20 protein-coding genes are annotated in these 26,204 nt (G+C 45.7%); 4 read left to right on the top strand and 16 right to left on the bottom strand.

From position 1 onward, the window contains the following. Positions 1–92 precede the first annotated feature (92 nt). On the bottom strand, positions 93–2,438 hold the full coding sequence (locus INR79_RS13270; RefSeq protein ID WP_223094632.1) for a helix-turn-helix transcriptional regulator: 2,346 nt from the start codon (positions 2,436–2,438) through the stop codon (positions 93–95). Positions 2,439–2,604: 166 nt separating this feature from the next. Further along, complete coding sequence (gene lpxM / locus INR79_RS13275; RefSeq protein ID WP_022607264.1) at positions 2,605–3,546, bottom strand: lauroyl-Kdo(2)-lipid IV(A) myristoyltransferase; 942 nt, start codon at positions 3,544–3,546, stop codon at positions 2,605–2,607. 76 nt (positions 3,547–3,622) lie between these two features. Here lpxM and INR79_RS13280 point away from each other — a divergent pair, with 76 nt between their 5' ends. Beyond that, on the top strand, positions 3,623–4,045 hold the full coding sequence (locus tag INR79_RS13280; RefSeq protein ID WP_223094634.1) for an HIT domain-containing protein: 423 nt from the start codon (positions 3,623–3,625) through the stop codon (positions 4,043–4,045). Positions 4,046–4,096: 51 nt separating this feature from the next. Here INR79_RS13280 and INR79_RS13285 read toward each other — a convergent pair whose 3' ends face one another. The 6 genes from INR79_RS13285 to znuA all read right to left on the bottom strand — a co-directional run bounded on the left by INR79_RS13285 (position 4,097) and on the right by znuA (position 13,556). Beyond that, on the bottom strand, positions 4,097–4,321 hold the full coding sequence (locus tag INR79_RS13285; protein ID WP_223094636.1) for a FeoC-like transcriptional regulator: 225 nt from the start codon (positions 4,319–4,321) through the stop codon (positions 4,097–4,099). Next, positions 4,318–6,591: a Fe(2+) transporter permease subunit FeoB gene (feoB, locus tag INR79_RS13290; RefSeq protein ID WP_223094638.1), complete on the bottom strand. Its 2,274-nt coding sequence runs from the start codon at positions 6,589–6,591 to the stop codon at positions 4,318–4,320. The genes INR79_RS13285 and feoB overlap by 4 nt, the downstream gene beginning before the upstream one ends. Continuing rightward, positions 6,591–6,818: a ferrous iron transport protein A gene (locus INR79_RS13295; protein WP_004400601.1), complete on the bottom strand. Its 228-nt coding sequence runs from the start codon at positions 6,816–6,818 to the stop codon at positions 6,591–6,593. The genes feoB and INR79_RS13295 overlap by 1 nt, the downstream gene beginning before the upstream one ends. An 862-nt stretch (positions 6,819–7,680) precedes the next feature. After that, positions 7,681–11,085: an AraC family transcriptional regulator gene (locus INR79_RS13300; RefSeq protein ID WP_004400597.1), complete on the bottom strand. Its 3,405-nt coding sequence runs from the start codon at positions 11,083–11,085 to the stop codon at positions 7,681–7,683. Positions 11,086–11,217: 132 nt separating this feature from the next. Beyond that, positions 11,218–12,564, bottom strand: coding sequence for a murein DD-endopeptidase MepM (mepM, locus tag INR79_RS13305; RefSeq protein WP_022597594.1), 1,347 nt, complete (start codon positions 12,562–12,564; stop codon positions 11,218–11,220). Then, the gene (znuA, locus tag INR79_RS13310; RefSeq protein WP_223094640.1) at positions 12,561–13,556 is read right to left on the bottom strand and encodes a zinc ABC transporter substrate-binding protein ZnuA; all 996 of its coding nucleotides are present in this window, start codon (positions 13,554–13,556) and stop codon (positions 12,561–12,563) included. The genes mepM and znuA overlap by 4 nt, the downstream gene beginning before the upstream one ends. 83 nt (positions 13,557–13,639) lie before the next feature. On the opposite strand from znuA, the gene znuC reads away from it, so the two are divergent. Both znuC and znuB read left to right on the top strand, forming a co-directional pair. After that, a complete protein-coding gene (gene znuC / locus INR79_RS13315; protein WP_022551319.1) occupies positions 13,640–14,422 on the top strand; it encodes a zinc ABC transporter ATP-binding protein ZnuC in 783 nt (260 codons plus the stop codon). Beyond that, on the top strand, positions 14,415–15,200 hold the full coding sequence (gene znuB, locus INR79_RS13320) for a zinc ABC transporter permease subunit ZnuB (protein WP_223094642.1): 786 nt from the start codon (positions 14,415–14,417) through the stop codon (positions 15,198–15,200). The genes znuC and znuB overlap by 8 nt, the downstream gene beginning before the upstream one ends. An 80-nt stretch (positions 15,201–15,280) precedes the next feature. Here znuB and INR79_RS13325 read toward each other — a convergent pair whose 3' ends face one another. The 5 genes from INR79_RS13325 to msbA form a co-directional block, all read right to left on the bottom strand. Beyond that, positions 15,281–16,117 (bottom strand): lysophospholipid acyltransferase family protein, encoded by an 837-nt coding sequence (locus INR79_RS13325; protein WP_223094644.1) that lies wholly within the window; start codon positions 16,115–16,117, stop codon positions 15,281–15,283. Next, on the bottom strand, positions 16,107–16,337 hold the full coding sequence (locus tag INR79_RS13330; RefSeq protein WP_004400586.1) for a phosphopantetheine-binding protein: 231 nt from the start codon (positions 16,335–16,337) through the stop codon (positions 16,107–16,109). The genes INR79_RS13325 and INR79_RS13330 overlap by 11 nt, the downstream gene beginning before the upstream one ends. After that, complete coding sequence (locus tag INR79_RS13335; RefSeq protein ID WP_223094646.1) at positions 16,334–17,896, bottom strand: AMP-binding protein; 1,563 nt, start codon at positions 17,894–17,896, stop codon at positions 16,334–16,336. Before INR79_RS13335 ends, INR79_RS13330 begins: the two co-directional genes overlap by 4 nt. Positions 17,897–17,912: 16 nt before the next feature. Next, the gene (gene panP, locus INR79_RS13340; protein ID WP_223094648.1) at positions 17,913–19,541 is read right to left on the bottom strand and encodes a pyridoxal-dependent aspartate 1-decarboxylase PanP; all 1,629 of its coding nucleotides are present in this window, start codon (positions 19,539–19,541) and stop codon (positions 17,913–17,915) included. A gap of 133 nt (positions 19,542–19,674) precedes the next feature. Then, entirely contained in the window at positions 19,675–21,438 is a 1,764-nt protein-coding gene (msbA, locus tag INR79_RS13345) for a lipid A export permease/ATP-binding protein MsbA (RefSeq protein ID WP_223094650.1), read from the bottom strand. A gap of 159 nt (positions 21,439–21,597) precedes the next feature. On the opposite strand from msbA, the gene INR79_RS13350 reads away from it, so the two are divergent. Further along, positions 21,598–22,656: a glycosyltransferase family 9 protein gene (locus INR79_RS13350; protein ID WP_223094652.1), complete on the top strand. Its 1,059-nt coding sequence runs from the start codon at positions 21,598–21,600 to the stop codon at positions 22,654–22,656. 69 nt (positions 22,657–22,725) lie between these two features. Here the strand turns inward: INR79_RS13350 and sucD are convergent, their stop codons facing one another. The 3 genes from sucD to odhB form a co-directional block, all read right to left on the bottom strand. Further along, entirely contained in the window at positions 22,726–23,598 is an 873-nt protein-coding gene (gene sucD / locus INR79_RS13355; protein WP_004400579.1) for a succinate--CoA ligase subunit alpha, read from the bottom strand. Further along, positions 23,598–24,764 (bottom strand): ADP-forming succinate--CoA ligase subunit beta, encoded by a 1,167-nt coding sequence (sucC, locus tag INR79_RS13360; RefSeq protein WP_004400577.1) that lies wholly within the window; start codon positions 24,762–24,764, stop codon positions 23,598–23,600. The genes sucD and sucC overlap by 1 nt, the downstream gene beginning before the upstream one ends. A 208-nt stretch (positions 24,765–24,972) precedes the next feature. Further along, on the bottom strand, positions 24,973–26,181 hold the full coding sequence (gene odhB, locus INR79_RS13365; RefSeq protein ID WP_223094654.1) for a 2-oxoglutarate dehydrogenase complex dihydrolipoyllysine-residue succinyltransferase: 1,209 nt from the start codon (positions 26,179–26,181) through the stop codon (positions 24,973–24,975). Between the last annotated feature and the right edge of the window lie 23 nt (positions 26,182–26,204).

The following is a 26,204-nucleotide window of genomic DNA, read 5'->3' on the forward strand; positions in this document are numbered from 1 at the left end:
ATTTGGCATTCAAGAGGGAAGTAGTGATCGGAAAACGAGTCGCTCTGAAGGTTATTTTGGGTAGTAATCAATAAAAAATGGGTAGTGGGATATCATACCCAACTTTGCTCACGAGCAACCTGTAGCAATTGTTGTCGGCTGTGACAACCCGCTCTCTGATACATCTGTTTAAGATGATATTTCACTGTGTTTTCACTGATGCCCTGATGACGGGCTATCTGTTTATTGGTCATCCCTTCATTCAGCCTTGATAAGATCAACGTCTCTTTCGTGCTAAAGGGACCGGTTCGCCGGACAAGATGTTCTGCTTCGTAGGCGCTGTTAACCAGTGGGAGTAAATTTTGGACTTCGACAGAAATCTGAGAACCTTGCAGCCGCAAGGATTGTAAAGCTTTAAGCGGCTCCAGTATCCACTCAGACTCCATCAGAAACGGCAACTGAATACCAGTCTGAGTCGTCAGGATTACGGCTTCTTTTAATGCCGATTGTGCAAGCCCTTCATCATGGGCAGCGAAGCGCAAACGACAAACGAACAAGGACATAAATACGCGGCTCAAACCGTCACTTTGGTTCTCCAATGCCAGTTCGATCTCCGCTATTTTTTGTTCCAACTCTTTTACTGAAGATCGATTCTTCCTTGCCAGAGCCGACACCTGATTTCTAAGCTGAAGTAGCCTGAAGAGTTTGTCCCGATTTTGTGGCTTCTCAACATTTTGCATCCGGTATTGCTCAAGTGCCTGCTCCGCCTGAAACCATTGCCCTTGCTGCTGCAAAAGATAGGCTTGAATTAAATCAAACTCTCGCGAGTATGACGCCCCCATAACTTGCCAGTAATCGGCTTTTAGTCCGTCCAGCTTCTGCAATGTCTGAGTGCTACCCGACGAAAGGCTGTCGATTAAAACGCCACACCAGCAGTAATCTTTCATCATGGTGGTCCACATTTCGCGTCCACCTTCCGCCAGCCCGACACTCTTCCAGAGATCAAACGCGTGAGACAATTTGCCCTTCAAGAGCGCTATCCGCGCTTCTTCCAGATACAGCATATCCATCTCGTTGTAGAGCTCGTCAACGAAACTGACCGATTTCAGACACTTTCGTCCGATATCAACCTGACGCTGGGCTTCATCCAGCTTTCCCAATTCAATGCAAATGTTGGACATATGAAGACACATAAAAAATTGCAGATAGGGAGCCCCCGCGTCACCGTACGAGCGGTAAGCAATTTCACCGGAAATACTGGCTTTCTCAAACAATTCTAGATCGATGTAATTGGCGCACAATTCGTTGTGGAGAATACCTAAATACATGGGGTCGTTAAGAAAATTGGGATGTAATTTCTCTAGCTGCTGGCAAGAAGTCTCTGACGGTTTACTGCTCTTGAAAGGATCCAACATGGACTTCATCAACCTGAGTATGGGCTGCTGACTGGCGTGTTTGGTTTTTATAGCTTCAAACAGGGTAATTGCATCAGCAATATCTCCCGACTTTAGTTTTGAGAGCATGGTTGCCCAGCACAAATAAATGTTCCCTTCAACAATGGGTTTCGGCATCACAGCCAGCACTGTCTTAAGGGCAGCGTACCCATAAAGGCAACCAAACATGCTGTTGCCATTTTCCTCAAACCAACGAATGGCCAAGTCGTAATTACTGGACTGAGCTGCCTCGGTAATGGCGAGGATAACCTGACCAGAATCGTGATGACTCTTGGCGACAATGCGCATTGCCTGTTGGTGGTAGCGACCATTTTTACGAGCAAATTTTCGCAGAGGTTCCTTTAGCATTGGGATACCCAAACGAAGCCTGCCCCCGAGTTCTACCTGTACAATCGGTGATAGGGATGCAATTTCGGATTCTGATAATCCGCCTCGCTCCTGTGGAATGCCTTCAGAAAAAGCCAGCGCCACCAACGCCCGAACCACTTTAAACGGAAACACCGACAGTAGGTTAACGGCAACAAAATGATGCCATTGGGACAAAAATAAAGGTTCATTTAACCGCTCAGCGTAATCGACCAATATTGGCCACCCTGCAGTCTGCTCATAGAGCGTTTCGGCGTCTTCTACGCCTAGAGTCCGAATCTCTTCCACTGAAAAAAACAGATCCTGACTATTGAGAATGGCAACGTGTTTGTAAAGCAAGTGAACACTGAGTGATGGAGGGTGAGCCAGCAAACCGACCCCTAGGTAAATTCTGGCTTTTTTGCGTTTGATTTGAGGCAGTTGCTTTAAGATAAGGTCAAGTTGAAAGGTATCTTCGTCGTGTCCGGCATCAATAACGACCCGCTCCCCTTCTCGCAATTCATCCGCACCAAGGAAATGCTCCTGAATATCGACATCCAGAAGTTGGGCAAACATTTCGAGAGTGCGCGTTTTTCCACTTCCCGGAAAACCGCTGATTAACACTACGGGGTGCTCAATGTCCCTGAGCCGATATAACAAAGATTTCCGTTCGTGCATGCTTCAGATAAACAACTCAACCTTTTAATGACTGATTACTTATTAACCTAAATCAGAGGACATAAAATTACCAGCGTTCCCTCAATCCCATAAAGAAAGCCCATTCAAAAAGGATTGAATGGGCTTTAAAAAACAAACAAATTTATCTTTAATAAAGTTCGGTACCGTCTGGTCGGGTGCGAAGTAAATTGAGGATCCACATATATTGTTCTGGTCGATCCCGAAGAAGATCTTCGAGCGCTTGGTTCATCATTCTTGCGTCTTGCTCTTCATCTCCTGTAGGGAAATTTTCTAGTGCAGGCAGAATGAAAAGCTCAAACTTCCCTTTTTCTGCATTGTACGCTGGAATCATTGGAACAACTTTGGCACGGCTGAGTTTTGCGAGCTTACCAAATCCTTTTAATGTCGCTTTTTCAGTACCAAAGAATGGAACGAAGACAGAATTCTCGGCACCATGATCTTCATCTGGCAGGTAGTAAGCCATGTACCCTTCTTTAATTGAGCGAAGGTAGGGTTTTATTCCGGCGTGTCTGGGAACAATTCGACCACCATAGCGCATTCGCTGAACGTTCATCAGCCAGTCACCAATGGGGTTCTTTTGCGGACGGATCATAATCACGACATCATGACCATAAGAGGAGAAATACATTCCGGTGTAATCGATCGCCCAGCAATGGGGTACTAGGGCTATCACCTTCTCTCCCTTTTCTAGACGCGGGAAAAGATGTTCACCACCGAAAACTTCTCCTCGGTTCTGATTGTACTTTTTGCTGCGAACGGTCAGTTCGGCATACCCAAGGAAAAACTGTGCGGCCACTTCATACATCTTTTCCAACAATGCCTGACGCTCTTGAGCTGATTTCTCTGGGTAGCACAACTCAATATTTTTCTTGGCGCGACGCAATGCTCCCGAGTTTCTTTTGGAGAAAAAACGTGACAGCCAGGCGGCGAATTTATCGCGCGGTCGATGAGGAACAAATGCAAGGATCAGGGCAAACCCGATACCAATCCAGGTTGGCCAGTACTTGGGGTGTAAAAACGACCATTGAAATTTTGGATCGTACAATTGTTTTTCGATGTTATCGCTCATTCGACCATGAAATCTGTCTTGGGATTAGGCGCGTTATGGTATAACAAAGGTCACTCAAAACAAACTACAGATACTTATGGCTTTTTCCCTGCATCCCCAATTAGAAAAGGACACTTCTCACATCGGTGATTTTCCACTTTGTGCTGTTCTGCTCCACAAGGATGCAGCAGTACCCTGGGTAATTCTGGTGCCAAAAGAAGAAAACCTGAAAGAGCTGCACCACTTGCCAATGGATAAACAACAGCAGTACCTGGTTGAATCACAGCTTATTTGCCAGACGCTGGAAAAGCTTTTTGAACCTGACAAACTGAATACGGGCGCGCTTGGGAACATGGTTCCACAGCTGCACCTTCACCATATTGCTCGATATAAGAACGATCCTGTTTGGCCAGGTCCGGTTTGGGGGAATACCAGCGGTGAACGTCGCTCTGAAGAAAATCAGCAAAAGATGGTAGACCAGATACGCCAAGCCCTAACGCACTCTCCTATTTTTAAATAGCATTAAAAAAGGGATGGCTTTCATAGCCATCCCTTTCTGGTTACGTCAGATTTAACCCGTCACAACATTCAATGCAATTTGCTCAGGCTTAACTATCCAGTTATAGGTGACATTCGATTCCGATTTATCACGAGTTCGGGATACTTTGCCTTTCTTCATCCAAATTGCCATCATCGCGTCTACGCCATCTTCGCTCATTCCAAACTGCTTAGCGAGTTTGCGTCGGCTGACTTTTTGCTCTTGAGACAAATAATCGCTTAACTCCGTTAATATCATGCCACGACTACCTCGCTGAGTTCGGTCTGTTTTTCTCCTTCTCTTTTTAAGAGTAAGTAAGTACCTACAAATAATAGCGATACAACGGCAATACAGAACGTGCTGTAAATCGGATGTTCCGCAAAGTGAGTCACCTGATAGTAGAGTGTGGCGCTTCCATAAGCCAGAAGCATGGTCCATGCGGCGATGAAGCGCGCAAATTTATGCCCAAATTCTCTGACATACGCCCCCATTGCCGCGACGCAAGGCGTGTATAAAAGAATGAAAATGAGATAAGCAAATGCGGCATTCCCTGTCACAAAGAAATGCTGAAGGTTACCAAAGATACTGCTGTCTACTTCCTGATCTTCTGCCACTGCATTCGAATCGGTAAGGTCACCAACTTCTATACCCAGCGGATCGCTGTAGCTAAGCCCGGACAGATTTTCAGGTATGGTATTGACGGCTTCATTCAAGCTGCCCCATAGATCAAACTCTGACGCTTCTTCGTCAGTTGGTGTTGAGTAAAGGCTGTTTAGTGTGCCGACTACGGCTTCTTTAGCAAAAATACCCGTGATAATACCTACCGTTGCTGGCCAGTTTTCTTCTTTAACCCCAATCGGTTCAAATACAGGAGTAACAATTTGTGCGGCCCGAGAAAGAACAGACTGCTCCGAGTCTTCGTTTCCAAAGGTTCCGTCAGTCCCCAGTGAATTGAAAAAGCTAAGAATAGTGACCACAACAACGATGGTTTTACCTGCCCCTAATACAAATCGATTGAGTTTTTGCCAGGTTTTCAACAACACGTTCTGCACGGTTGGAAATTCATAGCTTGGCATTTCCATAATGAAATGCTCACTGGAACCAGGGTAAAGGGTTTTCTTTAGAAGTAACCCTGTCCCGACGGCTGCAAGAATTCCAAGCAAGTACAACGCAAACACCACATTCTGACCCGCTTCTGGAAAAAACGCGGCTGCAAAAAGTGCATAAACAGGAAGCCTGGCACCACAGGACATGAATGGCGCCATCGCTGCCGCCAGTTTGCGTTCGCGTTCCTGATCAAGTGTGCGCGTCGCCATCACAGAAGGAACGTTACAACCAAATCCAAGCACCAGCGGAACAAAAGCTTTGCCAGGTAGCCCGATTTTTTGCATAACTTTGTCGAGGACAAACGCCGCTCTTGCCATGTAGCCAGAACTTTCCAGCAAAGCCAAAAACAGATACAGGCAGGCAATAACAGGAATAAAGGTCGCCACGGTTTGAATACCGCCGCCAACGCCATCAGCCAACAGAGTCACCAACCAGACAGGTAAGTGGTCATCAAGCAGATAATGCCCACCATCCACCAGCAGCGTACCTACGCCAATGTCGAAGAAATCAATAAATGCGCTGCCTATGTTGATAGAGAACATAAACATTAGGTACATAACGAAGAAGAAGAAAGGAATGCCTATCCATTTGTTCAGGACCAGGTTATCGATCATCTGAGTCGTATTTCTACTAAGCTTCCCTTTGTCTTTACGGACACGCTGGCAAACCTGATGTAAAAACGTGTATTTAACGTTGGCAACTTGGAAATCTACGTCAATTTCTAACGCTGCATTTTGACGGAGCACAGCTTGTCGCTGGTTATCATCAAGCGCGTTGACCACAAGTGGGTCTTGCCCTAATGCTCTTAATGCAAGTGCCCGAGCGTTGTTTTTGTTGTCGAAAGTTTTCACAACTTGATCAATAGCCAGCTCAAGTTCGTTTCCATAATCCAGAGTAAATTCTTCGACAGGTAAACCCTGAACAAGCCATTTATGAAGTTGTTCACGGAAGGTGCGTGTTTGCTGTTTATTATTCGCCGATAATGCAAACACTGGACAGCCAAGAGTGGATTCCAGTGCTTTGATGTCTAGAGTTTGACGAGCACGAGTCAGAGCATCCATCTTATTGACAACAACAATCATTGGTCTGCCCAGTTCACGAAGCTGAAGTGTCATATATAAGCTGCGTTCCAGACACGTGGCATCTACAACATTGATAATTAAATCTGTTGGATGGGTCAAAGCCGCTCTGGATGCGATAGACTCGTCAATACTGTTGGCATCATCCGCACTGTCTAGCGCATAGATACCCGGAAGATCAGTTAGTGCGAATCGGTCGCCTGCGTGTTCAAAATGACCCGTTTTCTTTTCAACAGTTACGCCCGCCCAGTTGCCAACATGTTGTTTTGCGCCAGTAAGCGCATTAAATAAAGTAGTTTTGCCGCTGTTTGGGTTACCTATTGTTAAAATGTCGTATTGCATTATGCGACCTCCACTTCAACTTGCTGAGCGAGATTTTCTCTCATAGCAATTACCACGCCGCGTACTTCAACTTGCAGTGGGTCACCCATTGGCGCTTTGCGCACCAACTTAATTTGAGTATCCGGCAACATCCCCATGACCATGAGTTTTTTTCTTATTTCTTGGGTTAGGTTACCCAAACTGGTCACTTTGGCATTGTCGCCTATGCCCATTTCAGAGAGCTTCATCAGTGTATCCTCGACATTATTCGTAATGAGAAACATTATTATTTTTATCATTAAATATATCGGAACAGCGTTCTGAAGTGTTGAGCTCAATCAATGTTCCCGTTTTTAATGTTCCCTGAAAAAACAACGTCAAAAACGTCATTTTAACTCTCGTCAAAAACGTTAAAAAAGCGACATAACTGCTTAATAGTTAAACACTAATTCTATCAATATGAAGATTTCACTACTGAGACAAAAAACATAAAGTCAAATAAAACAAACGGTTAGAGATAAAAAGTAAAAAGTGTCGGATTTCTTATGCCAATGTGTCGTTAATTCAATAAAGAAAATAAGTCGGCGAGGATATAGTTATCCCATCGAAAGGCAATCGCCTCAGATAAGAATTCCAGAGGTGATATAGCTTAGGCTATATCACTCCGGCAGCAAGCGAAGGTGTCATTGACACCCGTGGTATAGTCCCCCCGGCTATACCACGATATTTTTTTTCTGGTCTTCTTAACTATTCCTTCTAATCCAACAATTCTTTCACTTCTAACTGAATTTTCTTACATCTTAACCGTCTGATGTATCATTTATATTTCAAAATATACCCTTAGTTTCATTTCATTCTAAACAGCTCTAACACACGCCTATCATTGCTAACGGTGTTTTGACCCATAGATGCGGGTAAAGTGGGGCTTAACCAATGTGACGCCTTGTAGTGCGTTTCATCGTCGGTCTTCATCTTAATTGGCAGTCATGTACCGTAGATGGTGAAATAAGGTTGAAAAGTAATTGAGAGGGATAAGAGTTAAAGAATCAGTTGAGCTGCTGATGTATGAAGGACATTTACGGTGCAGAGAAGCTATATTTCTACTTCTTTCTACGCGCCTATATTAGCTTCAATAAATTTGGATGGTGATATACCGTAGTGATGCTTAAATCGCTGGCTAAAGTATGATGGATCGTTAAATCCTGTGTCGTAGGCAACGTCAGAGACTTTTTCTCCGCTGATCAGACGTTGGCAGGCTTTCTCCAGACGAGTTTCATTCAGATACTCTTTAAATGTCTTGCCAGTTTGCGATTTAAACTTACGTTGAAGGCTACGTTCAGACGTATAAATCATCTTAGCAACCTGTGTTGTTCCAAAGTCCGGGTCATGATAGTGAGCGTCCACTAACTCCAGAATTCTAGTCAACCACAGCTCCTCTTCCGTCGGTAACTCTTCGGAATCCGGCTCAACAATTGCTGGGGCAGGAATCACAAACTCGCGGCTGCTTTCTGGTTCCTCGTTTATCTCAGTAGGAGCATTAGACCAAAGTGCATCAATAATATTGATGTTGCTGTCTTTCTTTCGGAAGTAACATTCACCACCACCGAACTCTACATATCGCCTTAGCCCCTGCAGGCTTGTATCGGTAAGCGCACTCCATTCTTCACCACTGTATTTCTGGTTAAAGGAGTTATACCCGAGGACTTCCTGCTGAGAGATTGGATTGCCCGTATCCTGAATTCGGAATCCGCACATATCCTCGTGAGTCACGACCATTAACTCAATCTTATCTCCGCGTTTACTGCGCCTCGAAACATTAGCCAGCATCCCATGTAAGACGAAATCGAGATTGAACTGCTCAATGTACACAGAAATAGCAGCGGGAGATTTGTATACGTTTAGCTGAACGCCTTGCCTCGCGAGCTCTTCTTCCCAATGAGTAATCACCGCGTCGCAGACCATGTTTAAATCGTGACTGGCTCTAGACTCACCTCGTTTTTTGAAGCCGAGGTCTACAATTTGCTGGAGAAGATAAAAGGCACCTTTAAACTGACCAGATTCAGCACCGCTCTGACAGATGTCTTCGAACACACCTTTGGTTTTTCCTGCCAGGTTATCAATGTAGGACTGACGAATGTTTATCTGGCGCTTAAGTAATTTATTACTGTTTACCAACATGTCACTCTGGTGCTTCAACTGGCTGGTTCTCAGTTCCACTTTATCCCGGAGCGCTTTGTTGATTCTTCGAATTTGCCGAGAACGCCATAACACAATCAGACCTGCAAATATAATAAGGCAGAGGATCAGATAGGCGATGAACCAGCCAGACATATACCAAGGGGTTTCAACTAAGAAAGAGAAACTTGAACCTTCTGCTTCTACCTCAGATTGCGTAGAAGTCCGCACCTGCAACTCGTAAGAACCCGGAAGCAAATAATCAAAGGTTAGCTGGGAACCCTGAAGTGAAATCCAATCCTCATTGCGACTGCCAAGAAGGCGATATTCCAGGCTCCAGACATCGAAATCGGGAAGAACACCAAGCACGAAGGACAGGTTTTCTCCATGAGGTACTACGTAAGACTTGCTACTGTCTGGGGCAAATTCGAAGGGTTTTCTGTCTAACAGAACTTGCCCAAACTTAACCTTACTCTGCGGAAGCTGTGTTGCCTTGAGCGCGGTTTCAGATGTGAGTATCACACCGAGCTTAGATCCAAAAATCAAACTGTCGCCATTAGGACCAACGGAACACACATCAGGCAGGAACTCATTGTTTATCAAACCAAAAGGGGCACCATAGTGGTGTAATAACTGACCTTCATTGGAATAGAAACTGAGCCCTTTCGATGTTGAAAGCCACATACCGCGTTTCGTGGTCACACTACACAGAGGCTTGATATCGGGCTCAAATAACTGAACACCTTTTTGAGAACGGGTTTTAGGGTCATACAGGCTTAAGCCGCGACTGCTGATGCGCCATGTTTTACCATCAATCGCTTCCGACATGTCTAAGGTACGAGCTAACAGTGCATCGCCCTGTCTGTCTAGCTGAAGACGCCCATTGATGTAATAGTACAACCCATGATCAGTGCCTATCCAAACCGTTCCGGAGGCAGAGGTATACAAGTGGGTAATCTGAGTTGGAAAATACTGTCTTGCCACCCAGCCATACCCAAAGTTCTCAATCACTTTCTCTTCGGGCTGATAACGAATCAATCCTTCTTCGGTAGCCACCCAAAGCATGCCACTGCTATCAACGGTTATTCGGTTAATCTCTCTTTGATTGAGCTGACTGGGAAGAAGGTCTGTTTCCAGTTCGAGAGTGCGGATATTGAACCGGCGAAGTCCATCTGTCATGGCTAACCACAAATGGTCGCCCTGCTGAACTAAATCGTTTACACAACCTTCCAAAAGCCTTTTCGGATGGTGCATATTTTTCGGGTTTAACTTATAGAAACCCTGATCAGTGCCAATCCAGTGTGTTCCATCTGTTGAGGTAAAGACTTGTTTAATGTTACCAAGCCCAAGGTGCTGCAAGGTATTGCCAAACCTTACACGTTCAAACAGACGACTGTAGAGTGAGAAATAATTGATTCCCTTATTTGTCGCAACCCAAATACCACCCTGCCCGTCGTTATAGAGATCGTAAATATGATCGCCGGGTAAAGCGTAGTCATCCTGGTAATTTGAGGCGATATGTGTCGTCTCACCTGTCAGGAAATGGTAGATATAGATGCCGTTCTCAGTGCCCAACCAGTATGAGGTGTCGGTCTCTTCAATCGCTAATACGTGTGAACGCCCAATCACTTTAGATTCGCTGGATTCGTTATCAATACTTATGATTCGCGCACCCCGCAACGTACCGACCAGCAACTCACGGCGCTTGAGTGAAAAGTGGAGTGCTTCTATATGATGTTTAGCGGAAGAGCGTATGTGGTAGAACTTTTTGCCCTGATTAAAGTAGACACCTTCCGTGGTACCCAGAATCCAGCGTCCATCAACATACTTAGCATCATTGATGATAACCCGGTTCTTAGAGCTACTCCGGTATACAAAATTGAGGGGAAATTCCGTTAAGGATTCATCATCCAGATTTAGGGTGTAAAGGTGTTCTGCGGTTGATGCCCAGATGTACCGACTGCTGACACCAATCCTTAACACTTGTCGATTAGCAGGAAGGGTGGCAATCAGTTCTCGTTCATAATTGGGTTTGAACCGGTATATCTGATTTTTTTCCGCAAACCAGAAGTACTGCCGGCTGTAGGCAACCTGAGCCAATTTGCGTTCAAATACGCTGCCTGAGCGCGGAAGGATGTGCTGACCATCAAAGAAGCGTAACTGACCGTGGATATCGTGGATCCATAGACCACCATCAGGTCCTGAAATGAGATTTTTCGCCGTCAGAGACTGCCCTTGCATCTGGAATGGCAAAGGATAAAAGATGGAATTGTCCTCGTGCGCACGCAAGCTTTGGCTTGCCACGAGCAATATCAGTATGAATACGACGCGCGTAATCAAATCTTTTCCCTTTTTCTAAGCAGCAAATAAACTCTACCGCCATTCTTTAAGCGAGGCGATTTTGAGTAGCTAGATAAGTTATACGAATTATGATGAATAAAAAAGGCGCAGCGAGCTGCACCTTTCATTTATCTAGATTTGATCACGTAAAATCTGCATAACACCGTCGGCATTTTCTTTAAATTCCGGCAACTTAGCACTTGGAACATCCGATGCTTTCGGGAGCTGAACCTTCATCGGGTCTACGGGGCGGGAGTTTTTAATGAACTCGTAATGCAAGTGTGGACCTGTCGAACGACCTGTATTTCCACTGAGCGCAATTTTCTGACCACGAGATATATTGTCCCCTACTTTCACCAGAATTCGGTGTAAATGCAGGTATCGGGTCATGTATTCGCGACCATGTTTGATCACGATATATTTACCAGCCAGAGGATGACTTCTGGCTTTCACCACTTTACCGTCGCCCGTTGCATAGATAGGTGTTCCAATGGGTGTAGCAAAGTCGGTTCCGTTGTGTGGAGATACTCTTCCAGTTACCGGGTGTTTTCTGTGAGGGTTGAATCGCGAACTAACACGGTATCGTTTGTTGGTTGGAAGACGGTTGAATGCCTGTTCAAGGCTCTGACCTGAAGCATCATAGAATCGGTTATCTTCAAACTTAACCGCTGAATACTCTTTGCCGCCATTCACATACAACATGGCTTTCACTTCACCACGACCTACCGCTTTTCCATCGATAAATTCTTGCTCCAATTGAACAGCAAACTTATCGCCCTTTCTGGCTCGTCGACCAAAATCAAACTTCCACTGCATGGATTTTACGATGGTGGCAATCTGACCAGGGGTTAAACCCGCATTGATGGCGGACTGGTAAAAACTTCCTGAAATTTGTCCGTTGATCAGAATAGGTTTGAGTTCACCCGTATTTTCTAATCTTTGATATTCGTAACCAGAGTCAGTCAGGGTGTAAAGATCGTATTGTTTGGCATTGCGCTCAATGCGAAGCTCTTTTAAACGCCCTTCGTCGTTAAGAGTCCAGTTAAGCGTCATTCCCGGGCGAAGGCGCTCAGCGGCTTTATCAGTATTTATCAGGGAATACATGTCATTCAGGCGAAGACCATACTGCTCAAACACGGTGCTGAGAAGCTCCCCTTTCGCAACGACATGCGAATGGGTAGGTTCGCTGTCCTGGCTAAGAGCTTCTTCCAGCTCATCTTTAGGCGCTGAAAACTCTGGTGCAAAAGAATCTATCTGAGCCCCTAAAGGCTCACTGTTCTGATCGGCTAATGATTCGGTTTGTTCGACTTCCAGATCGATCTCTATGCGCTCTGGAGAAACATCTGAGGAAACAACAATTGGAGGGGTGGGACGCCATAGCGATACTGCAACTGTCAGTACCGCCAGACTCATAATAGTAATTTTGTGCTTTTTAGGTAATCGCTGCCATTGTTTGGCAGCGACTTGGATATTTTTCATTCAGATAGACAGCTAGAAAATTGAGTACCTAACGACTTCAAGAAGTCGAAATAAGCTCCAGGCTGTACTTTAATGCTAACCGCAAGTGGATCGAGTTCACCTTTGTTTACGTCCGTTCCACGTGTGACCGAGTTAATAACAGCTGGAGTAAATTGTGGCTCAGAGAATACGCAATGTGCATCTTTAGATTCAAGCTTTTTACGTATTTTGTTTAAGGTTTTTGCGCCCGGCTTGCGCTCAGGGCTAACAGTAAAGTGACCTAAGTTATTTAATTTAAAGTAACTTTCGTAATATCCGTACGCATCATGGAAAACAAAGTATCCGTTTTGGCGAACAGGCGATAATTTCTTCTCTAGCTCAGCAATTGTTGCACTTAAGTTGCTTTCAAACTTCTTAAGGTTATCTTGATAGCGCTGTGCATTTTTTGCATCAATGGCTGAAAGCTTGTTAGCAATAGCTGTTGCAGCTTGTAATGCTTGCTCAGGTCCCAACCAGATGTGCATGTCGTGTGTGCCATGATTGTGACCATCGTGGCTGCCATGTCCGTGGTGATCATCGTGGTCATGGTGATCATGTTTCTCATGATCGTGTTTGTCATGATCGTGCTTATCGTGGGCGTGACCTTCGTGATGATCGTCATGTTTGTCTTTTTCACAGCCACAGCCGCCGTATTCACGCAAAATCATTTCCGGCTGATCATGCAATGCAAAAGCGCCTGAGTGGCTTTCCATCACACCTGTTAGAAACGTTTCTAATTCTGGTCCAACCCAGACAACCAGATCCGCTTTTCTGATTTTTTTTACATCGGATGGTTTAAGTGCGTAGTCGTGAGGTGAAGTATTAGTGGACAGCAGTACCTCTGACGTGGATACTCCCTCCGTGATTTCATTTGTGATTAATTGAATAGGCTTAATTGAGCTTAAAACGTTTGCTGCATTGGCAAAGACAGGAAAAAGGCTGAGCAGCAAAAACAAACGACCAAAACGTGACATTTCGTCCTCTAGTAATCTTAACTTGGATGGTATTGGGACAAATGTTACATTATAACATAATAACATTGCAATAGCGGTTAATGATGACTCTTCTCGCCTCCCTCAATTCCATTCGGGTGCAATTTGGTGACAAACCAGTTCTCGATAATATCTCCCTCGAATTACACAAAGGCCAGATTACTACGCTGATCGGTCCAAACGGGGCAGGAAAGTCGACCTTGGTTAAGGTTCTGCTTGGACTCAATAAACGATTTGATGGTGAACTCTCTTTTGTTGGTAAGCCAAAAATTGGCTATGTCCCTCAAAAGCTGAGGCTCAACGATACTCTGCCACTGAGCGTTGAGCGCTTTCTTAAGCTTGCAGGGAAATACAGCAAACAAGAGCGTTTAGAGGCACTGAAATTAGTGGGTGCTTCTCACCTTCTCAAAAATAACATGCACCGCCTGTCTGGTGGCGAAACCCAGCGCGTATTGCTGGCACGTGCCCTGCTTCACCGTCCTGAACTGTTGGTTCTGGATGAACCCGCACAAGGTGTCGATGTTCAGGGACAAATAGACCTGTACAATCTTATCGACCATCTGAGACATCGTTTTAACTGTGCAGTGCTGATGGTGTCCCACGATCTGCATCTGGTTATGGCCAAAACCGATCACGTGGTGTGCATTCATCATCACGTCTGTTGTTCAGGTACACCTGCCGCGGTCAGTGAACACCCTTCTTATATCGCGCTCTTTGGACATCGCAATCGCGAATCTCTAGCGTTTTATCAGCACGATCACCTTCATCATCACGATCTTTCTGGAGACGCGGTTTCTGGAAACGCTGAAACTTGTCAACATTCTCAACACGGTCACAAACATGATTGAGTTTCTATTACCTTCTATTATTGCTGGTATTGCCATCGCCCTTATCGCTGGTCCTTTAGGTTCATTCGTGGTCTGGCGAAGAATGGCTTACTTCGGCGATACTCTCGCTCATGCTTCTTTGCTGGGTTTGTCACTTGGCTTTCTTCTCGACATCAACATCTATCTGGCACTGGTGGTTTGCTGCGTCGCGCTGGCGATGATTTTGGTGACGCTCCAGAAGCAAAAAGTCGTCGCTACCGATACGCTCTTGGGCATATTGGCACACAGCTCGCTTTCGCTCGGTTTAGTAGCGATAAGCTTTTTCGACAACGTACGTGTTGATTTAATGGGTTACCTCTTCGGGGACTTGCTCGCCGTGTCACCGGAAGATCTGACGTTTATTTTTGCTGGTGGCATTTTCATTATTGCAGTACTGGTGTACTTCTGGCAGCCATTGCTGTCCAGCAGCGTCAATGAAGAATTGGCGAATATCGAAGGCATCAATACAGATTTTATGAGGCTGATACTGATGTTGCTGGTGGGCGTAGTAATCGCCGTTGGCATGAAGTTCGTAGGTGCTCTGCTTATTACATCATTAATGATAATCCCAGCAGCGGCAGCGCGCCGTTTTTCCAGTACACCAGAGCAAATGGCAGTTCTCTCGTCGGTGTTTGGTGTTATTGCCGTGTTGAGCGGACTAACCTTCTCGTGGAATCTGGACACACCCGCAGGTCCTTCTGTAGTGATCAGCGCCGCGATGATTTTTATCCTGTCTCAGTTTAAACGAGTCACCCACTAAAAGAACAAACAACAAAGGGAAGCGAGCGCTTCCCTTTTTTATAACTTCGCAGCTTCAAGCTGCTTGAGTATATCGTTGAATCACTTCCAACGATTGTAATGCCAAATCCATTGTTCCGGATTTTCCCGAATCACCGCTTCCATGTATTCCATTGCCATGTTCGCCTCGGCTTCCATTCTTGCTTTGCCAACTAAATCGTCTCTTGGCTTTAATTCGGCAAAACTGAGGGTCTGAGTGCCTTTAGAAGATAAGGTGTGGTGAAGATAAGCAGGACAGCCTAGCTTCTGAGCAATAAAGAAGGGGGTCGCAGGAATCTGGGTTTCGAAACCAAAGAACTCGGTCGCAACACCTTCTGACCTCAGATCCATATGGAAGATTATCCAGTTTCCCTTTGAAATCGACTGCACTAGCCCGAGAATGCTGTTGTTGCCGCGCTCCACAAAAGGAATGTCCAGCTCATCTGCCACAACTTCAATGATGGTATTTTCCGTTTCGCGTTTGCCATCTTTACCCGCACCAAAAATCGTCTGAGTAGGCACGCCCTGCTGGTTTAAATACCATGTCACGGCATCATAGATACCGGTGTGTGGACATAGGACCACCCCACCCTTTCCTTGTTTTGCGTGCTCAATGATTTGTTGTAAGCCATCATCAGACTGGAAATTTAGCGCATTTAAGTGGCAAATCCCCATAAGGTTATCGAGCGTCTGTTTTGCCGCGGCTCTGGAAACCTTTTTCCGCCATTCTGGCTGGCTGTCAGGAAAAACTCGCATCAACCCCTGATTCGCAATCTTATATCGAGTGGAATGCAGAATGGGGGCAATCATGCTGGCTAAACACTTCTTAAAAAGAAAAGGAGTCCGGATAAAAGTGCGGGTGCGTTTAGCAATTTTTTCGAGTTTATAGTTATCGGTCATGCAGGTTGAACCAGTCCAGTACCTGACGAATGGTGGCATTCAGATCAAAGTCCACGGTCATCAAGTCAACGGCAAAACCAAACTCACTTTCCACGTTAGTAATCAGATCAATGAATGAAAACGAGTCAACGTAATCAAAAAATGCGTCGTTTTCGACAACTTGTGTACCCGGCGCGACTAAATTGGAAATATAAGTGTTGATAAAGTTTTCTACTCTCACGAGGCTAGCTCCTGTAGTTTTTGGTATAGGGCATTCACATCTGTTTTGCCGTTGATGTTTCTTGGCAGTTTTTCTAACGTAAAGATTTGCTTAGGTGAAACTGCCCGCGGTAACTGCTGGGCAAACGCTCGAATAATCTCCGGGTGATTTAATGAGCTCTCTGACTGAAAAAACACAACAACACCGTTGGCGTACCCAGCCTTGCTCAAAGGCCATGGAACAGCGGCAACTGATGCCAGCCCCGTAATTTTTCTAGCGACCGTTTCAATTTCACCTAGCTCTACACGGTGACCCGCAATTTTGACCTGATGATCATTACGCCCGAGGTGGTGAAGTACGTTAGTGTCCCATTTCACAAGGTCGCCGGTTTTGTACCAGAGAGTGCCAGTATCATCGGTAAAGTAAGCACGTTGAGTATTTTCATCATCATTCCAGTACTTGCCTGCTAGCTGAACACCTCGGATGAAAAGCTCTCCCTGGGTTTCACCTTTCAGTGACTCAATAAGCACGGGCTTTCCCGCTTCATTGGCAATGGCCAACGTATCTTTACGAAACGCGTTACCAACGGGGACTGAAATCTGGTCACTGTCGTGTTCAGGGGAATACGTATGTGCTGTGACCGTAACAGTACACTCGGTAGGTCCGTATATATTGACCACCTTTTGCCTTGTGGCTTGCTGCCATTTATGAGCCAAATCAGTGGCAAGCGCCTGCCCACAAAAAATGCTTAGTTTTAATGATGGAATTGAACCCGGTTCTAGCGCATCACGCTGCATGGACAAATCAATGACAGACGGGACGGATAACCAAGTGGTAATTTCGTGGTGGCGAATAAATTGAACCGGATTGGTTTTCAGGATCTCTGGTACACAATACAAGCAGGCACCGTGCATCCAGGCAGAAAACATGTCGTGTATTGATAGATCAAAACTAAGATCTGAAAACTGGGCAACGCGGTCAGACGCTTCTAGCGGAAACGCATCACGAATATTCTCTAAGTAACACGAAAGGTTGTGATACGAGATTGGAATTCGCTTGGGTTTCCCCGTTGAACCTGAAGTGTGCATGATGTAAGCCAGCGAATCGTCTTGAACCGGGCGAAGCACCTCTGTTGAGGCTAGTGGTTCATCTAAAACCTGAAAGCTGTGCGCGGGAAATGTTTGTTCCCATTCATCAAGATCGATGTCCGAATCGAAGAGGATTGTCCAGCTTTGTTCTGCTTCTTCAAGCATCAGCCTCAACAACCTCTGGTGGTTTGCATCACAAACCAAGACCTGAGTTGCGGTATCCTGCATGATCTCGGCGAGCTGAGCAGGCGACTTTTTATTATTCATCGGTACCCAGGCTAAGCCAGCCAGATAGCACCCTAATACGCTGGCATAAGCGTAGAAACTGCGGTGCGCAAGAATCGCCACCTTTTCGGTTCCGAGTGAAACGCAAGCCTCACCGATTCGGCTCGCTCGTCCCGTTAGCTCTTGGTAACTGTAATGCTGATTGGCAACCCATAGCGCAGGCTGGTTCGCTGACGCTTTTACGGTTTGGTAGATCTGTTCTCTCATAAACTTCAACTATTTATTATGCGGAACGCTTTAACGAGTGCTGGATGTACTGGTTGAGTTTCGTTAAACCTTCACTCTGACTGGCAATGCGGATTTGTTCATCGAGAATGGCAGTCAGGTGGGACATTTGAGTTAGAGGATTCGCCAGTACAACGCGAAACACAACGCGCTTTTGTTCTTCTTTGTTAACTCGAATCTTGGTACGGGACACAAATCCAATACCAGTATCACGCTGGGTTTCCTGAATTTCTTTATTGAGCTCGTCTAACATCTCCAACGCGGAATAACGGGATTCTGCATCCAGCAAATTCAGAGACGACATGAGTGAATCAGGGGCGTATCGATAGGTGAGAATGCAAAGCGTAGGGCCACTGGTCAGCTCAAAGTCAGTTAGGGTCGCTATATGTGTTGCCAGTGCTTTGGCTTTCTCAATACTATTATCAATCAGCTGAGACATCCCTTTTTTACCCAACAACGCTAGGTTTGCCGCCACCATAGCAGCGACTGCACCACGAGACCCTTCGATAGTGTGGGCACCTAAATCATCAGAGCCTTTTCTGATGATGTAGTTAGCATGATGCGAAATTGACTGAACGGCATGAGGGTCTTTGAACAGCACCATGCCTGCTCCCATTGGGACATAAAGCTGCTTGTGAGCGTCGATAGTGACGGAGTCCGCTTTTTCAATCCCAGAAAACAGTTCACGGTGCTGATCGGACAGCAAGCTCGCTCCGCCCCACGCGGCATCGACATGAAAGTGACACTGGTATTCACGCGCCAAATCCGCCATCTCATTCAGAGGGTCAATAACCCCTGTTTCAGTGGCTCCCGCAACGCCGACAATGGCAAGCACTCCGATGTTGTCGTCGCGCAGCCTGGACAATGTTTTGCGAAGGTCAGCAATGTCTATCTTGTGGTGAGAGTCGGTTTTCACCGCAATGAGGTTTTCTTTGCCGATACCCAGTAAATCCGCGGCTTTTTTTAGTGAATAGTGACCACTTTCCGAGACCACGATAGCCAGATCATCGTAAGGGCAATCTTTAAGTGCCTTGAGTAAGCCTACCTCTCCAACATTGGCTCCTAAAGCTCGATTACGTGCAACCCACAGTGCAGAAAGATTGGCAACTGTGCCGCCAGAGCAAAAGTTTCCCAGACTAAGTTCTGATGGGATTGAACCCTCAGAATAATCCGATTGATAACAGAGCTTGTGGAAATAGTTAATGATGCTTTTTTCAAGCGCCGTGAACTGATTAGACGTTTCAACCTTAACGACATTCTGATTTGTAGCCGCCAGGATTTTGGACATCATGATGGCATGCTTAGGCAAAGCAGAGGTCATGTGTCCGACGAATTCAGGAGAAAAAACAGGGGCACTGCAAGTGAGCAGGCCCTGCAGGAAATTGCAAAATGCTTCTGTAGTCAGGGGGGATTCTGGCACCTCAAAATCCGTTGAATGGCCAGAAACTGCTACGTCAGACAGTTTGCAGAGGAAGTATTCATAATCGTGTTGCAGTGTTTCTTCAATCGCTGCTAGTGCCGTTAAATCGGCTTTGCCATTAAAGAAGTCTTCGACTTTGGAAGATCGATCAGTCCTGGCAGCAGTCTCAGAGGAAATCTCTTGAGAATTTGAAGTAAAATACACCATAGAAGAGTGACCTATTAATATAAAATTCTGATGTGGTCATGGGATCTACGGGATGCTATAAATTAATAACAGTTGAATCAATATGTTTGGCTAAACGTATTGTCACAGATTGTTCAGATAAGAGAAGAGCAGGCTATGCCTGCTCTTCTTCTTTCGACTTGAGGCTTTGGTAAAGCCTTGAATAGACAGGATTGTTTTGTAATAGCTCTTGATGAGTTCCCTGACCAGAAACTTCACCTTGTTCAATCACTATGATGTTGTCGGCATGCTCAATGGTCGAAAGGCGATGGGCAATTACAACCAGAGTTTTCTCGCGCTGAATATTTGCCAGTGCGCTTTGGATGGCTTTTTCCGATTCCGTATCCAGTGCCGAAGTCGCTTCGTCCAGAATCAGTACTTTAGACTGTTTAAGTAAAGCACGTGCAATGGCAAGCCTCTGGCGTTGACCACCCGACAGAGTGACGCCATTTTGCCCGATTTCTGTATCGTATCCATCAGGCAATTTTTCGATAAATTCATGCGCATTCGCCAGTCTCGCTGCTTTTTCTATTTCTGCGCGATCGGCATTTTCCAAAGCCGGGTAGGCAATATTGTTGGCTATAGAATCACTGAACAAATGAATATCTTGCGATACCGAGCTAATGTGCGTTCTTAGATTGGAAAGTTCGAACTCTTCAACATTCACATCATCCAGGTAAACCGCCCCTTCGTTCACTGAATACAAACGTGGAAGCAGCTGGACCAGGGTACTTTTACCTGAGCCAGAACGCCCTACTATGGCTGTCATTTTGTTTGTAGGAATGTCGATAGAAACGTTATTCAGAGCTTTACTGGTGTTTTCCTCATAACTAAAGCTCACGCCGTCAAATCGAATGTGCCCTTCTGTGTGGACTTTTGTGACGGTTCCAGTATTGCTTTCCGTTGGTTTATCCAGAATATCAAACAAAGATTCACACGCCGCCATACCGCGCTGGAATTCAGACAGAACGTTGGTGAGTCCGCGTAAAGGACGCAACAAACTGTACATAGCGGCAAATACTACGGTGAAGGTACCAGCTGACAGTGTATTGTGAATGTTATCCATACTCGCGATATAGAGCACAGCCACCAATGCAAAGGATGCAACAGTCTGTATGACCGGGTTTGAGATTTGCTGAGCCACAATCAGTTTCATGTTCTGCTGGCGAACCTGATTAGAAACGCCTTCAAAACGGCTGACTTCTTTCTTCTGACCACCGAAGCTCAGTACTTCTTTGTGCCCTTTCAGCATTTGCTCGGAACTGGTCGCCAAGTTCCCCATTTCGTCTTGAATGTTCTTACTGACCTTCTTAAGACGCTTAGAAATCACGCTTATAAGAATACCAATGACAGGGCAGACAACGAGAAGCACAGAAGATAACTGCCAGCTCGTCCAGAACATCAGCCCAAGCAGACCAACAATAGTCACAATCTCCCGCACAAGCGTGATTAGCGTGCTGGATGTCGCGCCAGCCACTTGCTCTGTGTCGTAGGTGATTTTAGAAAGCAGTGTTCCCGTCGATTCTTTACTGAAGTAGGAAACGGGCATCTTCATCAGATGATTAAATAGCTGTCTGCGCAGCTTCATCACAATATTGCTGGACACCCAACTTAAAAGGTATCCATAAACAAAGCCACTACAGCCACGCAGAAGTGCAACACCCAAGATAATAAACGGCAGAATTTTAAGGTAGTTAGACTCTAAGTCGCCAAACCCTTCGTCTAGGATGGGTTTCAGCAGAGAAAGCATGTAGATATCGCTTAATGCGTTAATCGCCAGTGCAACAATAGCAGCACCAATTGCCAGCTTATATACGCTGATATAGGGCCATAACCGCTTAAATTGCTCTAGGTTTTTCTTATCTTTAATGACAGACATAAGTGTTACATAGAAATTTTTTGCGCTAGATTACCATTAATTCGGTCTGTGTATTGTACTTTTGTCATCAAAACTGCCGCTGGATCTGCTCAAAAATGCTTGCTAAAGTCCGTCAATTCTGTGCGTGACTTCAGCTAATCCATCATTTAGAAAGAATTTATGACTTTAAGAAATGCGCTTCGCCGTTTTGACAGCTATCGTCGGGACAAAATGGGCTCTTCTGAAATCTTGCTTTATAAACTATTAAGCAATAATCGATCATTAGAACCTGAGCTTCTGGATAAAGATCAAGTGAAACATATCCTATTGATTCGTAACAATAAGCGAATCGGAAATATGTTCTTCATGTTGCCTTTTATTCGAGAACTTAAAAAGCAATATCCCGACGCCAAAATCGACTTACTTTTGCGCGAACCATGGCAAGGGCAGTTCTTTCAGCATATGGGATTAGGCAGATTCGATTACTCCAGCTTTTCATTTAAACAAATCGCAAGCTGGTTGAAGTGCATTTTTGATCTCAGAAAGAACACTTACGACTTAGTCATCGTGCCTTATTCATCTGTCACGGACAGCATGATGTCTTCGATGCTGGATGCCCGCAACAAAGTCTCTGAATACGCGAAAGACCGACTGCCTGCAGCGCCGCACTCCTCTCCTCTTCCGATTCGCCACCCTCATGCCGCATTAGAAAGTCTGGATGTACTTAAAGGCATGGGTATCAAGCTGGAAGAGCAATACGACCACACCATGGCGTTTTCAGAAGATGAAACCAGACAAGCAGAAGCTATCGCGTCTGAGCTGAGGAAAGAAAGTACCATTACTCTGGCGTATTTCCGAGGAGCGCGTGGTGAAAAGCAGTTGGATGAGACAACTTGGCAGAATATTTTGTCTAAATTTGATGAAGTCACGGGTAAACAGGTCAACTGGGTCGAGATCCTAAGCCCCGATATTCCCGCGCCTTTAAATCTAGAAACACAAACCTATCAATCTAAAGATATGCGCCTTCTGGCCGCGGTTCTTAAACAAATGGATGGGTTTATTTGCTGTGATACCGGTCCGTTGCATCTGGCGGATGCGGCAGGCGCAAACTGTATAGGTTTATACACACACACTTCAATCGAGCGCTATGGGCTTCTCGGTACAAACACAGTGAATGTTGACGGGTTAGATAACCTCGACGCCGCCCAGATTTTAAAATCTCTTGAAGTGCCCTTCTAGGCCTTCTCAAAAACATAAGACACAAAAAAACCGGAGGCTCAGCTCCGGTTTTTCATTTTCAGCTTTGACTTACCAGCCAGTCACTTCGCGAAGTGCTTTGCCGATTTCAGCCAGAGACTTAGTCGTCTTCACGCCTGCCGCTTCAAGAGCTGCAAACTTGTCTTCCGCTGTGCCTTTACCACCTGAGATGATAGCACCTGCGTGACCCATACGCTTACCAGGAGGCGCTGTAACACCTGCAATGTAAGAAACTACTGGCTTAGTGACGTTTTCTTTGATGAACGCTGCTGCTTCTTCTTCAGCTGTACCACCAATTTCACCAATCATAACGATCGCTTCTGTTTCTGGATCTTCTTGGAACAACTTCAGAATATCGATGAAGTTAGAACCTGGGATTGGGTCACCACCGATACCAACACACGTTGATTGACCGAAGCCTTCATCGGTTGTTTGCTTAACCGCTTCGTAAGTTAGCGTACCTGAACGTGATACGATGCCCACTTTACCTTTCTTGTGAATGTGACCAGGCATGATACCAATCTTACATTCGTCAGGAGTGATAACACCCGGGCAGTTAGGACCGATCATGCGAACGCCAGTTTCTTCTAGCTTCACTTTCACATCGATCATGTCAGTTGTTGGAATGCCTTCAGTGATGGTCACGATTAGCTCGATACCTGCATCGATAGCTTCCAGAATCGCATCTTTACAGAAAGGTGCTGGTACGTAGATAACCGTTGCTGTTGCGCCAGTTGCTTCGACAGCTTCACGCACAGTGTTAAATACTGGAAGACCAAGGTGAGTTTGACCACCTTTACCTGGAGAAACACCACCAACCATTTGCGTGCCATAAGCGATTGCTTGCTCAGAGTGGAACGTACCCTGACCACCAGTGAAACCTTGGCAGATTACTTTGGTGTCTTTATTAATTAGTACAGACATTATTTGCCCTCCACAGCAGCAACAACTTTCTGAGCAGCGTCAGTTAACGACTCAGCAGCAATGATATCAACATCAGAATTTGCAAGTACTTCACGACCTAGGTCAGCGTTAGTACCTTCAAGACGAACAACTACAGGTACGCTTACACCTACCTCTTTAACCGCACCGATAATACCTTCAGCGATCATGTCACAGCGAACAATACCACCGAAGATGTTGACCAATACCGCTTTCACGTTGTCATCAGACAAGATGATCTTGAATGCTTCTGCCACACGTTCTTTTGTTGCACCGCCACCTACATCCAGGAAGTTAGCTGGCTTACCGCCGTGCAAGTTTACGATGTCCATCGTACCCATTGCCAGACCAGCACCGTTAACCATACAACCAACGTTGCCGTCTAGTGCTACGTAGTTCAGTTCCCACTGAGCTGCATGTGCTTCACGCTCATCTTCTTGTGATGGATCGTGCATTTCACGAAGCTTAGGCTGACGGTACATTGCGTTAGAATCAATGTTGATTTTGCCGTCAAGACACAAAAGGTCGCCTTCGCCAGTCACTACTAGAGGGTTGATTTCCAGAAGCGCTAGGTCGTGCTTAGAGAACATAGAACCAAGACCCATGAAGATCTTAGTGAATTGTTTGATTTGGTTACCTTCAAGACCAAGTTTGAAAGCAAGCTCGCGACCTTGGTATGCTTGAGGACCTACAAGTGGATCGATAGCAGCTTTGTGAATCAACTCTGGCGTTTCTTCCGCTACTTTTTCGATTTCAACACCACCTTCAGTGGATGCCATGAATACGATTTTACGAGTCGCACGGTCTACAACCGCACCCAAGTAAAGCTCGTTAGCAATGTTAGACGCTTCTTCAACCAGAATCTTAGTAACTGGCTGACCGTTAGCATCTGTTTGGTATGTCACTAGGTTTTTACCTAGCCACTTTTGCGCAAATTCTTTTACGCCATCTTTTGTATCGTGCAGTTCAACACCGCCCGCTTTACCACGTCCACCAGCGTGAACCTGACACTTTACAACTTTCTTTTCAGTACTGATGCGACCCGCAGCTTCGAAAGCTTCCTGAGGTGTGTCACATGCGTAGCCTTCCGGCACAGGCAAACCGAATTCTGCAAACAGCTGTTTGGCTTGGTATTCATGCAAATTCATTGTGTTATTCCGTTTGTTTATCCCTTAGGGGATTTATTATTTCCATAACGCCGTCTATTAAACGGACGTCTGTAGGGTCTTCTCAAATAAATCTCGTTGTGCACGCGAGGCAAACGAGATTCAAGTGAAGGCCAGACAGTTGAGCCAGTCTAGCCTTGAAAACTAATACACGTCTAGCAACCGGAGGTCACTAGACGTTTTAGCGATATTAAACGTCTAACAGCAGACGTGCTGGATCTTCTAGCAACTCTTTAATTGTTACTAGGAAACCAACCGACTCACGACCATCAATCAGACGGTGATCGTAAGACAGCGCTAGGTACATCATAGGCAAGATTTCAACTTTGCCATCTACTGCCATTGGACGTTCCTGGATTTTGTGCATACCAAGAATAGCAGATTGAGGCGGGTTGATGATTGGCGTAGACATAAGAGAACCAAACACACCACCGTTAGTGATAGTGAAGTTGCCACCCATTAGCTCGTCAACTGTCAGCTTGCCATCACGACCTTTCACTGCCAGTTCTTTGATGCCTTTTTCAATTTCAGCAAAACCTAGCGTGTCACAGTCTTTTAGTACCGGAGTAACCAGACCACGAGGAGTTGATACTGCCATGCTGATATCGAAGTAGTTGTGGTAAACAATATCATCACCGTCGATAGACGCGTTCACTTCAGGGAAACGCTTCAGAGCTTCAGTTACTGCTTTCACATAGAAAGACATGAAGCCTAGGCGAGTACCGTGGCGCTCTTCGAACTGATCTTTGTACTGCTTACGAAGATCCATGATTGGTTTCATGTTGACTTCGTTAAACGTAGTCAGCATTGCTGTACTGTTCTTCGCTTCAAGCAGACGATTTGCCACCGTTTTACGCAGACGCGTCATAGGTACACGTTTTTGCGTACGAGCTGCTGCAGGCACTTCAACCTCTGGCTGTGCCGCTGCTGCCGGAGCAGATTTCGCAGCTGCCAGATGCGCATCAACATCTTCACGAGTGATACGACCACCTACACCAGTGCCTTTCACTTGGCTAGCTTCAAGATTGTGCTCAGCCAGAAGACGACGAACCGCAGGGCTAAGCGCATCGTTAGACTCTTCCGTTAGTGAAGCCTTGTGACGTTTGTCAGGCGACGCTTCCGTACCGTCTGTGCTATCCGCTGTTGGCTCACCGGCAACAGCACCAGGTTTTAGTTTACCGATGATTTGACGACCAAGAACTGTCGCACCTTCTTCTTCAATAATAGCCTCAAGGACACCCGCTTCAGGAGCCGGTACTTCAAGTACTACTTTATCTGTTTCAATATCAACAATGACTTCGTCACGCTCAACAGCTTCACCAGGTTTTTTGTGCCACGTTGCAACCGTCGCATCAGCTACAGATTCAGGTAAGTCTGGAACCAGAATTTCAATTGTCATATCTGTTTCGTCCTTTTTCTTCT

Source organism: Vibrio sp. SCSIO 43132 (assembly GCF_019904195.1).
GTDB classification, from domain to species: domain Bacteria; phylum Pseudomonadota; class Gammaproteobacteria; order Enterobacterales; family Vibrionaceae; genus Vibrio; species Vibrio nigripulchritudo.